Here is a 12,315-nt window from a genome sequence, read left to right on the forward strand (position 1 = left end):
GCCTCATGCCAGTTCCCTTAAATAGTCCGCCGCCTTATAAGAAAGCTCCTGAATGCGCGGAATGGCCAGCATGAGCGTCTTGCGGATTTCGCCTTCTTCCTGCATCATCTCGCTGAATTTGGAGATCAGCACATCCCCGTCCGAAATCTGGTCAATGCCGAGAACGAGCTTCTCTTCCCCGAACAGATCCTTGGCAATTCCCTTGGACTTGACGCTGTAGCCCAGAACAAGCGTCGGCACAAAGTTCGAATAGGCGGCGATGGTGGCGTGGGTCCGGGCGCCTACAAAAAACCGCATCCGGGCGATATAGCCCTTGTACTGCACGGCGGTAAGATTGCCCGGCAGCAGGAGGACCCGGCCGGTATCCCGGTACTGCTCATGGAAGCTCTTCAGCAGCTCATAGTCGTTGTTGCCTTCCACCATGACATGGGGCGTAAGCGCAATCGTCATGTCCGTCTTGTCCAGGATATGGCGGATCAGCGCATGAACCGCCTCACCCGACCGCCGGTTGCGGCCGCTGACCAGCGGGCTGAAGTTGAGCCCTACGGTGTTCCCCTCCTGCCATCCTTCGGGAAGCGGAAGCTCCTCCTTGGTCATGGTGAACGCCGGGTCCGCGCACAGCCGGACATTGTTCAGTCCTTGGCCCCGCAGCATGTCGTAGGTCAGCGTCTCCCGGGCCAAAATCAGGTCGAACTGCCGCAGGTCCTCCAGCTTCCGTTCGGACATATCTTCCTCGCCGATGGAACAGCCCCACAGCACAAGCTTCTTGCCTTGACGCTTGATCCGGCGGTCCACTTCATACCAGCCCGGCTGTTCCCCGTAGCAGTAATTGTCGCCGCCGATCGAGAGGCACACGTCCGTATCGGGAATGCGGCGGATCAGGTTGCGCTCGATGCGTCCCAGTCCGTAGGATTCGTCCTTGAACAGCTTGAACAGGACCGAAGAGACGAGCCAATCGAACGAAGGCTTCGTCAGCGGCCGCTTGGAGCCGTCATAAATGCCGTCCAGCGCGGGAATTCCCGCATCGCTCTCCGGCTTCTCGGAGGCCAGGTAAATCTTGGCTCCGCTGATTCTCTCTTTGATCAGGCTGGCGGAGGATCTTACAATCGCCTCGCAGCCCCGGTTCTCGCTGCCATTATGAGCGAACATCATAATCTTCACTTGGTTGTTTCCCCCTTCTAACGGTTTCGGATGCGGCTGTAAGCGGTTAGCAGATACAGGCGTCCCAGTCTTCTTCGGCTCATGGCGTCGATAACGGCCCGCTGATAGGTGTCAAGCGACGGATATTCTTCCTTGTAGTAATCGGGAAAAGCCGTGCGCAGCCCGGGATGATTCAGCATCTTTCTCAAGTAGGCCATCCGGCGACGGAGGCTCATGTCCCGGGCCGGCTCCATATACATGTGAACCAGGGACGCCGCCGTCCGGATGAACCGGACCGAGCGGAGCCGGCGGATATCCGTTCCGCCCACCCGGGCCTCGAAGCCTTCCGGCAGAGGCGCCTCGAACCGCTCCAGCGCCTTGCGGAAATAGTCCTTGCCCGCGATATTCCGGGTGGCGCTTCCCGGATTGTCCAAATAATGATAGCCGGTATAATCGAGATAGAAGGCGCGTTCGGCTTTCAGAAGAAACCGTACATTGAATATCCCGTCCTCGCCCAAATCCACTCCTTGCGGAAACCGGAGTGAATGCTTCTCGATCATCGACCGGAGAAACAGCTTGTTGCATACGGAATTGCAGTCTTCATCGCTTATGTAATAGGGCAGAATCTCCCGGTCCAGCTCTTCCCGGAGAAGCACCCGGCCGGAAGGAAACGGATACCGGGTGATCTGCTTGTGGGCCCCCGTCTCGCTCTCGTAGTTGCAGATCACGACATCGCAGGACTCGGCGGCAGCCGTCCGGTACAGCTGCTCGAACATATCCGCTTCCACGGTATCGTCCGCATCCACAAATCCGATATAGAAGCCGGAGCACGCCTGAATTCCGGCATTGCGCGCTTCGCTGACCCCGCGGTTCTCCTGATGGATAACCCGGACCCGCGGGTCCCTTGATTGATAAGCGTCCAGGATGCTTCCGCTCCCGTCGGAGGAACCGTCATTGACGAAGATAAACTCGCATTCCCCAAGCGTCTGCCCAAGCAGCGATTCCACACACGCGCTCAACCGGGAGGCCGCATTGTAGACGGGAACAACTACACTCACGGCAGGCCTCAACGCGCCTCCACCTCCAGATTCAAGAAGCCGTACAGCGCCTCCAATTGGCCGCTGCCGCTGTGATCTCCCAGCCCGCCGTTCTCCGCCAGACGGTTCCGCAGCAGCGCATCCCGGTAAAGCCGCTCAATCCCTTCCGCCACGCCTTCCGGGGACAGCTCTACAATAAGACCGTCTTCTTCGTTCCGGATTTGGCTGGCCGCTGTCGGATAGCGGGTAATCAGTACCGGCTTGCCGAGAATCTGCGCTTCTGTAATCGCAACGGCCTTGCCTTCATAGCGGGACGGCTGAACATATAGATCGCAGGCTGCCATATACGGATAAGGATTCACCTGCTTGCCGAGCAGAAAGAAGGAATCGGCAAGGCCGTGCTGTTCCACCAGCCCGCGGATGGCGGGCTCTTCCCCTCCGTACCCGACGACATACCACCGGATGTCGTCATATCCCCGGCTGCGCAGCAGCCGGAGGGCCTCGACCGCAAGATCAATGCCCTTGGCGGAGGAGAGCCTGCCCACCGTAACCAGCTTGAAGCCGGCGTCCTCCCGGACCGGGTTCGGCACCGGTTCCGCTGCCAGCTTCCGGATCGAGTCCGGGGAGCAGAGATTCTCCATTACCCCAACCCGGGAGGCAAGTTCGGGATAGCGGACCAGAAAAGCGTCCCGGCACGCCTCCGATACGGCGACAATCCGGTCAAACCGGCTCCACCGCTCATAATCGAGGCCGCGGTCGGTGAAGATGGTGGAGTAATCCGTATGAATCCAGGCCAATTTAAGGTCGGCCTCCACCTTCTCGGCTACAAAATCATGCGGCCATAAATAGCTGACTGCAATGTCATACCGCTTGTTCAAGGATGGCAGATAGGGAAGCGTATGCTTCCACATCAGCTGCATCTGGTAATAGCCCGGTTCCGTGATCCCGGTTCTGCGGCGCACATACTCGCCGCGGAATCTGGCCAGCAGCCTTCCTCCGGCAATACGGAATCGGCCGCTGCGGAGGATGTCCTTGACGGAGTGCCGGAAGGTGGCGTACGCCGGATCTTCCTTCAGCAGATTCACCCGATCAGGAATCAGATCCATCAATTCCCCCTGGTGGCGATAGAGCATCAGATCGACATCGAACCGTTCGTAGTCCAGATGCTCCAGCAGAGCAGCCAGACTTCGCTCGACGCCGCCAATCTCCATATCGTAGGATGCGATCAGCATCTTCTTCTTCACCGGCCCCGCCCTCCTGTCTTGCGCCACAGCCAGAGCACAGGCCGCAGGGGAATATAGAGGACGTGCAGCCGCTTGGGCAGCGGCAGCGTATCGGCGTCTTCCGGATACGGGAACAGCAGACTCAGCGTAAAGAACGTCTTCCGTCCCGGCGCGAGCAGCCGGAACTGGTGGCGTTTATGATACCGCTCCACCTCTTCGGGGAGCGGCTTGTTGTGAAGGTTGATTCGCCGCTCCACGTAATACATAGCCTCCATCGCCAGCTTCTGCGACCGGGGACGATCCCTGAGCTTGCGCAGCTCAGGTGCCATTTCGCTCGAGAGCAGCCGGTCGGCCAGCGCAAGCGCCTGTCCGCCGATGGAGACGACATTATATTTCTTCAGCGTTCGGGTCAGGCGGTCCGGGTCGGGATTCTGCCCGAGAAGCTTATGGATATCGAGCAGCCAGCGCACGCGGGACCAGCCGTGACGGGCGCCGTGCGTTGCCAGGAAGAAGAACAGATCTTCTCTGCCCAGATAATAGAGGGGGTCCGCAGAGAGCGTGCTGACTCTCTTCCGTTCCCACAGTTCGTCGAACCGGGGATCCAGGGCAGGCGTCGGATTCAATCTCCAGTGAACCTCCACCTTGAGACCCGTGGCGGAATGGACGTAGGCATAATGGTGGTGCCGCCATTTCCAGTCATTCAGCACGCTTCGGATGTATTCGTCCTTGATATAGCCCGACGAGGCCAGCAGCGCTTCGGCCTCATCCAGCATCTCCACCGGCACCAGCACATCCAGGTCGCTGGATGTCCGAAGCGAGACCTCTCCATAAAGGTCCTGAGCCAGCACAGGCCCCTTGAGAAAGAGGCAGCGAATGCCGTGATCCGACAGAAGCCGGCCCAGCTTCGACATTTCTGCGGTAAAATACAGCATTTGCAGCGTATTGCGGGAGTACAATTCGTAGCAGCGGCGCAGAACCTCTTCGGGAACGCGTTCCTTGTATCCGTTCTTAAGGATCGGGTAAAGGTTCGGGAACACCCGGTGATGCATTGCCAATTCGATGAACTGATCCCAATCCACCTGTTCCCAGACGGAATCATATGCTTCGGACAGACTGCCGGTCTCGCCGTCTCTGGAGAGCAGAGCCAGCAGCAGTCTCATTTCAACAGGAAGTTCTTCAATTCGCTGTGCCCATGAATATGCCATAGTCGACTCCTCGATTCAGCAATAACGAACAAAATGAAAAAATCGTTCTATAAAACGAACGCAAATAAAGCGTACCATCCTTGATGCCAAGGTGTCAATTCCCATATTGCCGGCAGCGGCTGCGAGTATGCTATAGTGGATGCTGGAAGGAGAGGGAGACATGCGGGAACTGGTGATTATCGGAGCGGGCGGACATGCCAAGGTTCTGATCGACGCTGCCGAGCAAGAGGGAAAATACCGGATACGGGGGCTTATTGATTCGCACAAGCCGCCCGGCTTCACCGTGCACGGCTATCCGGTTCTGGGAGACGAGGACTGGCTGGTCCGCAGCGCACCAGCCGGCTGCGAAGGGCTTATTGCCGTCGGAGACAACTGGACGCGCGGGCTTATTGCCGAACGGATCCGCCGGAGGCTTCCCGGACTCCGTTATGCGCGGGTCGTTCATCCCCGCGCAAGCCTTGCCCGGGGGGCCGCCGTCGGCGAAGGCACCGTCGTTCTGTCGGGCGCAGTCCTGGGAAGCGATGCCGTCGTCGGCCGTCACGGCATTCTCTACTCCGGCTCCATTCTGGAGCATGAGAGCCGGACCGGCGACTGCGTCTCGCTGGCTCCCGGAGCCGTGGCCGCCGGCAATGTGGCCATCGGCGATTACACGGCGCTCGGCGTAGGCGCGAATGTCATTCATTCCATACAGATCGGCATGCACTGCGTGATCGGCGCCGGGTCGACCGTAGTCGCCGACATCGGCGACTACACCGTCGCTTATGGAACCCCGGCCCGGCCCATCCGGACCCGGAACGCCGGGGAGCGGTATCTCTAGACGGAACGCAGCGACGGAAGCGACCCGGCGCTCTCATTCAGCGTGCGCCGGACGACCTCGATGACGCGTTCCTGCTCGCTCTGGGACATGCTGGAGCCGGAAGGCAGGCACAGTCCGGATTCGAACAGCTCTTCGGACACGCAGACGCCGTCGGAGTGAGGATAGAATTTCACGCCCGCGAACACGGGCTGCAGGTGCAGCGGCTTCCAGAGCGGACGGGCTTCAATATTCTCCTCCGCCAGCCGGTTCAGCACGCCATGCACCTTCGCGGCTGCGCCTTCACCCTGAAAGGTCAGGGTCGTCAGCCAGCGGTTCGACCGGGTTCCCGCGAGCTCGGGCATGAAGCGGAGCCCTTCTTCGCGGCCCAGCGCTTCCTGATACCGGCCGAACACGGCTCTTCGGGCATCGACGCGGCTGTCCAGCACTTCCAGCTGGGCCCGGCCAACGCCGGCCAGAAGGTTGCTCATCCGGTAATTGTGCCCGATGACGCTGTGCTGGTAGTGCGGCGCGGCGTCTCTGGCCTGGGTGGCCAGGAAGCGGGCTCGGTTCAGGGCCTCCGGATCATCGGAGACCAGCATTCCCCCGCCCGAAGTGGTAATGATCTTGTTGCCGTTGAAAGAGAAGATTCCGAAACGTCCGAACGTTCCGCTCGGCCGCCCTTCGTAGGTCGTGCCCAGCGATTCGGCGGCGTCTTCGACAACCGGGACGCCGTAACGGCCGCAAATTTCTGTAAGCTCATTCATCTTGGCGCTCTGTCCGTACAGGTTCACCACGATTACCGCCTTCGGCAGCCGCTGCTCCGCCTTCGCTTCAGCGAAAGCGCGTTCCAGCGCCGCAGGCGACATGTTCCAGGATTCCGGCTCCGAGTCGATGAAGACCGGCGCCGCTCCCTGATACACAATCGGATTGGCGCTGGCAATGAAGGTCATGGACGAGCAGAAGACGACATCTCCGCTGCCCACGCCCAGCAGCTGGAGCGCGACATGAATCGCAGCCGTTCCCGAGCTCAGCGCCGCGGCTCCCCGGGTGCCAACATAATCGGCTACTTCCCGCTCGAAGGCATCGACGTTCGGCCCGAGCGGCGCAATCCAGTTCGTCTCAAAAGCTTCCTGAATATAATGCTGCTCCCTTCCGCTCATGTGCGGGGGAGACAACAGGATGCGCGAATGCGTCATTGAAATCCCTGCTCTCTATGTTCATCTTGTAAGACTGTTCCCCGGAATACCGGCATCGTGACATGATTGCCGTTCTGAATGCCCTCCGACCGGAAGACTTTTCCCGCCGTCATGAACAGAATGCGCAGATCCAGCTTGAAGCTTCGATGGTCCACATACCAGACATCCAGATCGAATTTCTCTTCCCAGGACAGCGCGTTCCGTCCGTTCACCTGCGACCAGCCCGTAATGCCCGGCTTCACCTGATGGCGTCTGGCCTGCTGCTCATTATAAAGGGGCAGGTACTCCATCAGCAAGGGTCTGGGACCGACCAGACTCAGTTCGCCCCGGGCGACATTCCACAGCTGCGGAAGCTCGTCGAGGCTGTATTTGCGCAGCAGCCGCCCGAACCGGGTCAGCCGCAGCTCGTCGGAGAGCAGCCGGCCCTCGCCGTCTCTCGCATCGGTCATGGTGCGGAACTTGTAGATATGGAACGGCTTGCCGTGCAGGCCGGGCCGCTGCTGCCGGAACACGACCGGCGAGCCCAGCTTGATCCGCACCAGAATCGCCGTGGCGGCGATGACCGGAGACAGGACCAGCAGGAGCGTGCAGGACACGAGCAGGTCCAGAAGTCTTTTGGGCGTGAGCAAATCCCGCATTCTGGCGATGTTGTCCGGGCCGACGATCCGGCTGATTCTCCGCTTGAGCTTGCTTCTTAGCCGGACATGCAGCGGCAGCCAGGATTGGGCAAAGTGGTGGATGGTATAGCTCTCCTCCGATAAATAGTTGCCGCCGTTGATATAATCGTAAGGACTGAAATATGTGCGGGGATAGAAGGTCACCCCGTTGGCTATGGTCTGCAGCCGGCCGTTCAGCTCAAGGCCCTCCCGCCGGCAGATGTCGCTGATTACGGCCGTATTCGTCGTGGTGTCCGGCGAGCCGTCCGGTTTCAGGAAGGGTCTGCCCTCATAATAGTCCAGCAGCTCCCGAATCCAGGGATGCCCTGCCACCGCCCCCATCGTACCGGATTGCAGGAAGTGGTCATCCTCGAAGCCCGAGAAGGCTCCCAGGGTCAGAAACCGGTCCAGCGAGCGGACGACCTCCACATCCGTATCCATATAGATGCCGCCTTCGGTGTAGAGCGCGTGCAGACGGACGTAGTCGCTGACAAAGGCGTATTTGCGCGCCTGGTACGCTTCTCTGACATAGCGGTTGCTCTCCACGTCAAAATGGTTCTCGTTCCATTCCTTAATGGTATAATCCGGCAGATGCTTGCGCCAGCTGCGGATGCACCGCTCCACCAGAGCCGGCTTCTCGCCGCGGCCGAACCAGCAGTAATGGATAATCTTCGGTATGGCTGCCTGGGTCTCCATGCTTCATTCTCCTTTCGTTTCCGGTTCAGGGCAAATAATCGCTGCTGTAAATAAGGCCAAGGGAAATCACGTTCTCGTAGAAAAAATAAAGGACGTACACGGCGAGCAAGGCCAGATAGACCAGCTTCTGATCCTTCTCCCGAAAAGCCTTGACCACCCACGAGCACAGCAGAATCTGATAAAGGTTGAAGTAAATCGCCACCCGGGCAAAAATCCAGTTCTGCGTGGAAACGATCATCAGAACCATGCCGATCAGGGACAGATTCACCAGAATGTCAATCTTGGGATAGAGCTGCTTCAGCCGGCGTCTCCCCGCAAAGGCAATCACCAGCGGGATGGCGTAAAAGAAGACCCGGAGCACGTTGGCGCCGCCCTCGGTGAAGTCCTGGTAGGTCGCATATTTCGTATCCCGGATGGCCGAGAACAGCAGCTCCGAGAATTGGTTGAAGCCGATCACAATCGCCACCGCCACACCCAGCAGGGCAAACGTCGAGCCCTTCCAGGCTTCCCGCCGGACAATGAAATAGATGGGAATAAGGATAAGCGCGCTCTGATGAATCAGGGCGGCGAGCAGAACAACGAGCATGTACTTCGCCCAGTTCCCTTTCATAATATAAGGGGTGGCCGCAAACACAATCGCCGCCGCCAAATATTGGCGGATACCGTTCATCGAGACGACAAAACCGCCGGAGGTAATAAACGCATATACGCTGAGCTCGAACAGCCGGGAATACCGGTAGAACGTCCAGATAATCAGGGTATGGGTAATCAGGGCTGTGGTAAAGATCAGGATCTGCGGATCGTCGCTGATCTGCTGGAGCAGCATCTGAAGGACACTGAAGCCCATGTCGCTGTGGTGCAGCGCATACGTCCAGGTGAAATCGGTGATCTCATAGCTGTGAACATAAAAGACCGTGTCCCCGATGTTGTTCCTCAGCCCGGCAACTGCTATGAAGCTCACCGCCGTCAGGGCGACGAGCATACGGTTTGGACGCACCGGAAGGGAGCCGGCCAATGCCGGGACGGCATAATAGCGGGCCAGCAATGCGCACAGAAACGCAAAGCCGAGCTGAAGCCAGAGAATGGTCATTGAACCCCGCTCCCCTGGCTACCTGCGGTTCCTGATTGTTTCGTCACCGAAGCCGGCGCCGATCGGGAAGTCCGCTGAATATAGAAGTAGAGCAGACTGCCCAGCGGAGCCGCCAGAAGCGTAAGCGCCTTGTTCGGCGATTCGCTCAGAAAGCGGCGGTTGCGGATCATCAGGCTGCTGGAGACATAGTGAATGGCTTCGCGGAACCTTTTGCGCAATGTGGGCGAATACCGCATGGCCGTCTTGCGATAAAAGGCAAACCCGCGCGGATTGGCGCGGTACTGGCTGAACATATTCAGACTCGATCCGTCCGTCCGGTATTCGACATGGCACAGCACCCGGTTCAGCAGCAGCAGCGGATACTGCTGGTCGATAAGAAGATACTTATAAGCCAGCGGCACATATCGCTCCCCGGGGAACAACGGATACGGCGGAGCGGATTGGATCAGCCGGGTCCGGTAGACCAGCTTCTTATCGCCCAAGACCCCATGCTTGTCATACAGATGGCTCAAGGGAGCCGCCTTCATTCCTTCCGGCAGTCGGGTACCGATAACCTCCCCCGCGGGAGAGGCGTCCAGGCCGACAATTCCGGCAACATTCTCTCCTCCATGTTCCCGCCAGAAGTCCAGGATGGTCTTCACGGCTTCATCCGCCATATAATCATCAGAATCAATGCATACGTTCAGCTCGGTATCCATCAGTTCGTATGCGGTATTATGGGCTCCGTGCATCCCCTGATTGTCCTGGTAGTGATAGCGGATATCCACCTGTCCCTCCGCGATCCAGCTCTCCACCAGCTCGCGGGTCCGGTCTGTTGAACCGTCATCGACAATCAGCCAGACAAAATCGCGGCAGGTCTGGCGCTTCAGGCTCTCGTAGCACATAGGCAGGGTGGACGCCCGGTTATAAGCCGGAGTAAAAACGGTCAATGTCGGAACCATATGCTCACCTCGCCTCTCCGGACAGCGCCGAGGCCCGGGTATAAAAGCCTGCCAGCCATTCGGACATGGTCTTCGTGTCATAGCCTTGGCCGCGCAGCAGCTCTGCCGTATCGGCATGCTCACAGGTCTGCGACAGAACGGTGCGGGCCCAGTATTCCGCGGGATGCTTCAGACTCAGGAATTCAATTCTTCCCGACAGATCGCACTCGGCTGTAATCGCATCGGAGACCACGCAGCGCAGTCCGGCCGCCTGGGCTTCAACCAGAACGACCGGCAGGCCCTCAAAGAGCGACGGGAACAGAAAGACGTCCATGCCCTGCATCAGTCTGGAGATGTCCTTGCGAACGCCGAGGAACCGGACATGCTCCGATAATCCGAGACGTTCGACCTTGGCCCGGATGGAGGGCTCCAGCTGCCCCGTTCCTGCCAGAACGAGCAGCGCTTCGGGATTCAGGCTATGGATCTGCTGAAAAATATCAATTAAAAAGTCGTGATTCTTCTGCTTGTCAAAACGCCCCACATGTCCAATCACAAGGCGTCCTTCGGCCTTCCATTCCTGACGGACCTCGCTTCGCTTCCCTTCGCTGTAGGCAAAGTCGGACAGATCCACCGCGTTGTTCATGACGACCAGCTTGGACTGAATGTCGGAATTGGCGCCGAACAGCCATCTTCCCGCATTCCGGGAGCAGGCAAAATAAGCATTCGGCTTTCCCTTCATGACCATTCTCCCATAAAGGCGAAACGGCAGCTTGATGTCCAGCTTCTGGTCGCTGATATGGCTGTGGGCAATCCGGCAGGATATCCCCGCTCTTCGGGCGGCGCGGAGCACAAAGCCGCTGTTCTCGTTGATGTGGGAATGCACAACCCGGTAAGAAGGATGCTCCTTGAAGAACTGATCCAGCTGCCGGAAATAGCTGCGGTAATGGCCGGGCCGGATCGGAGGCATCCGGTAAATGACGCCGCCGAGGGCTTCGATCTCATCATCGTAATGTCCCCGCTCCGCGCGGTGTACCATGAAGTCAAATTGAATGCGCGTCCGGTCCATCCGGCGGTAATAGTTCATAAGCATCGTCTCCAGACCGCCCCGGTTCATCACCGTAACGACTTGCAGAATCCGAAGGACTTCCATGTGCTGCACCTCACATCTTTAGTAATCAGATAAGGACTCTCCGGCGGCCCGGACGGATTCCGCTTCCGCTTCCGCCGTGTCCGTCATGTAGGTCTTGTATATTCCGCTCAGTTCGGTAACGACCCGTTCCAGCCCGAAGTCGGCTACCTTGGCCCGGCTTCGCGCTCCCATCTCTCTTCTCCGTTCCGCTGACCGGCCCAGTTCCAGCAGCCGCACTGCCAGCGGCCCCGGATCTTCCGCCGGGACGATATAGCCGTTGACGCCATCCTCCACCAGTTCCAGATGCCCCCGGTTGCGCGTCGCCACGACCGGCAGCCCGCAGGCCATCGCTTCCATAATATTGACCGGCAGGCCTTCCCGGAGGCTGCCGGACACGGCAAGATCGCACAGGGGCAGCAGCCGGTCCAGATCGGTGCGGTATCCCAGGAAATGCACCCGGTCGCCCACGCCGAGCGAATCGGCCAGCGTCCGGCATTCTTCCAGAAGCCCTCCGCGTCCCGCGAGCAGCAGCCTGGCTTCCGGCAGCTCCCCGGAGACGCTGGCCAGCGCCCGGATCAGCAGCTGCTGGTTCTTATTGCGGTTGAACTCGGCCGCATAGAAGATCAGCAGATCGTCCTCGGGATAGGGAAGCTCCCTTCTCAACCGGCGCTTCGTCTCTTCGTCCGCCGGCGCGAACCGCCGGCGGTCAATGCCGACGCCGTGGACATGCTCGAGCCGCCGGGGCCGGAATCGCGCCTCCGCCAGCCGGTAATCCTCCTGATTGATCGTAATCAGGCAGTCCGTCCGGCTGGCGAGCATTTTCTCGATCGGATAATACAGCATCCAGTTCAGAAGCGGGGCGCCCTGGCAAAAGTGAAAACCGTGGGCGGTGTACAGCACCTTCGCCCCCCGCTTTCTCGCCCCCGCGGCAGCCAGCCGCGCCAGCGCCCCGCCCATCGGCGTATGGGCGTGAATAATCTGGTACTGCTCCCGGACCACCAGTTCCTTCAGGCGCCGGTAGGCTTCCAGATTCCCTCGGCCCAGCGGCGAGCGCTCGAAGGGGATGTTGAATTTACGGTCGGTAAACGGGAGGTCCATATCGCCGTTAGCCGCGACATGGACCTCCCAGTTCTGCTGTTTGAACCATTCCATCACAGGAAGATGAAACGAACTGAAGTGAAAGTCGACGGTTGCGCACAGCAGGATTTTGTTGGCCATTCTCCGTTC

11 protein-coding genes and 1 pseudogene are annotated in these 12,315 nt (G+C 59.2%); 1 reads left to right on the forward strand and 11 read right to left on the reverse strand.

The features are described from left to right. Nucleotides 1-3: 3 nt before the first annotated feature. Genes F4V43_RS17500 through F4V43_RS17515 form a run of 4 tightly spaced genes read right to left on the reverse strand, consistent with a single transcriptional unit; the run spans nucleotide 4 to nucleotide 4,605 of the window. The gene (locus F4V43_RS17500; RefSeq protein WP_150459555.1) at nucleotides 4-1,161 is read right to left on the reverse strand and encodes a polysaccharide pyruvyl transferase family protein; all 1,158 of its coding nucleotides are present in this window, start codon (nucleotides 1,159-1,161) and stop codon (nucleotides 4-6) included. Nucleotides 1,162-1,178: 17 nt separating this feature from the next. Then, nucleotides 1,179-2,198, reverse strand: a complete 1,020-nt coding sequence (locus tag F4V43_RS17505; RefSeq protein ID WP_191089635.1) for a glycosyltransferase — start codon at nucleotides 2,196-2,198, stop codon at nucleotides 1,179-1,181. A gap of 8 nt (nucleotides 2,199-2,206) precedes the next feature. Next, nucleotides 2,207-3,388: a glycosyltransferase gene (locus F4V43_RS17510; RefSeq protein WP_150459589.1), complete on the reverse strand. Its 1,182-nt coding sequence runs from the start codon at nucleotides 3,386-3,388 to the stop codon at nucleotides 2,207-2,209. 29 nt (nucleotides 3,389-3,417) lie between these two features. Then, a complete protein-coding gene (locus tag F4V43_RS17515; RefSeq protein ID WP_150459557.1) occupies nucleotides 3,418-4,605 on the reverse strand; it encodes a nucleotidyltransferase family protein in 1,188 nt (395 codons plus the stop codon). Nucleotides 4,606-4,765: 160 nt separating this feature from the next. Between F4V43_RS17515 and F4V43_RS17520 the strand changes: the two genes are divergently transcribed. Continuing rightward, on the forward strand, nucleotides 4,766-5,422 hold the full coding sequence (locus F4V43_RS17520) for an acetyltransferase (RefSeq protein ID WP_150459558.1): 657 nt from the start codon (nucleotides 4,766-4,768) through the stop codon (nucleotides 5,420-5,422). Here F4V43_RS17520 and F4V43_RS17525 read toward each other — a convergent pair. From F4V43_RS17525 to F4V43_RS17550, 7 genes and pseudogenes are all read right to left on the reverse strand, one after another. Beyond that, nucleotides 5,419-6,597: a DegT/DnrJ/EryC1/StrS family aminotransferase gene (locus tag F4V43_RS17525; RefSeq protein ID WP_150459559.1), complete on the reverse strand. Its 1,179-nt coding sequence runs from the start codon at nucleotides 6,595-6,597 to the stop codon at nucleotides 5,419-5,421. The genes F4V43_RS17520 and F4V43_RS17525 overlap by 4 nt on opposite strands. Further along, nucleotides 6,594-7,235 carry a sugar transferase gene (locus F4V43_RS19925; RefSeq protein ID WP_223879951.1) on the reverse strand — a complete coding sequence of 214 codons (642 nt, stop codon included), beginning with the start codon at nucleotides 7,233-7,235 and terminating at the stop codon, nucleotides 6,594-6,596. The genes F4V43_RS17525 and F4V43_RS19925 overlap by 4 nt, the downstream gene beginning before the upstream one ends. A gap of 402 nt (nucleotides 7,236-7,637) precedes the next feature. After that, nucleotides 7,638-7,949, reverse strand: a pseudogene (locus F4V43_RS20040) (glycosyltransferase family 32 protein); the annotation flags it as partial. Nucleotides 7,950-7,974: 25 nt separating this feature from the next. Continuing rightward, a complete protein-coding gene (locus F4V43_RS17535; protein ID WP_150459561.1) occupies nucleotides 7,975-9,039 on the reverse strand; it encodes an EpsG family protein in 1,065 nt (354 codons plus the stop codon). Then, nucleotides 9,036-9,980, reverse strand: coding sequence for a glycosyltransferase family 2 protein (locus tag F4V43_RS17540; RefSeq protein ID WP_150459562.1), 945 nt, complete (start codon nucleotides 9,978-9,980; stop codon nucleotides 9,036-9,038). Before F4V43_RS17540 ends, F4V43_RS17535 begins: the two co-directional genes overlap by 4 nt. Before the next feature lie 4 nt (nucleotides 9,981-9,984). After that, a complete protein-coding gene (locus F4V43_RS17545) occupies nucleotides 9,985-11,109 on the reverse strand; it encodes a glycosyltransferase family 1 protein (RefSeq protein WP_150459563.1) in 1,125 nt (374 codons plus the stop codon). A gap of 18 nt (nucleotides 11,110-11,127) precedes the next feature. Continuing rightward, nucleotides 11,128-12,306: a glycosyltransferase family 4 protein gene (locus tag F4V43_RS17550; RefSeq protein WP_150459564.1), complete on the reverse strand. Its 1,179-nt coding sequence runs from the start codon at nucleotides 12,304-12,306 to the stop codon at nucleotides 11,128-11,130. Between the last annotated feature and the right edge of the window lie 9 nt (nucleotides 12,307-12,315).

This window comes from Paenibacillus spiritus (genome assembly GCF_008710135.1).
In the GTDB taxonomy this organism is placed as follows: domain Bacteria; phylum Bacillota; class Bacilli; order Paenibacillales; family Paenibacillaceae; genus Paenibacillus_AQ; species Paenibacillus_AQ glufosinatiresistens.

Coding starts and splice junctions, on each gene's coding strand:
- F4V43_RS17510 (WP_150459589.1), bottom strand. CDS start 3,388: ATGGAGATTGGCGGCGTCGAGCGAAGTCTGGCTGCTCTGCTGGAGCAT.
- F4V43_RS17515 (WP_150459557.1), bottom strand. CDS start 4,605: ATGGCATATTCATGGGCACAGCGAATTGAAGAACTTCCTGTTGAAATG.
- F4V43_RS17520 (WP_150459558.1), top strand. CDS start 4,766: ATGCGGGAACTGGTGATTATCGGAGCGGGCGGACATGCCAAGGTTCTG.
- F4V43_RS17525 (WP_150459559.1), bottom strand. CDS start 6,597: ATGACGCATTCGCGCATCCTGTTGTCTCCCCCGCACATGAGCGGAAGG.
- F4V43_RS19925 (WP_223879951.1), bottom strand. CDS start 7,235: ATGCGGGATTTGCTCACGCCCAAAAGACTTCTGGACCTGCTCGTGTCC.
- F4V43_RS17535 (WP_150459561.1), bottom strand. CDS start 9,039: ATGACCATTCTCTGGCTTCAGCTCGGCTTTGCGTTTCTGTGCGCATTG.
- F4V43_RS17540 (WP_150459562.1), bottom strand. CDS start 9,980: ATGGTTCCGACATTGACCGTTTTTACTCCGGCTTATAACCGGGCGTCC.
- F4V43_RS17545 (WP_150459563.1), bottom strand. CDS start 11,109: ATGGAAGTCCTTCGGATTCTGCAAGTCGTTACGGTGATGAACCGGGGC.
- F4V43_RS17550 (WP_150459564.1), bottom strand. CDS start 12,306: ATGGCCAACAAAATCCTGCTGTGCGCAACCGTCGACTTTCACTTCAGT.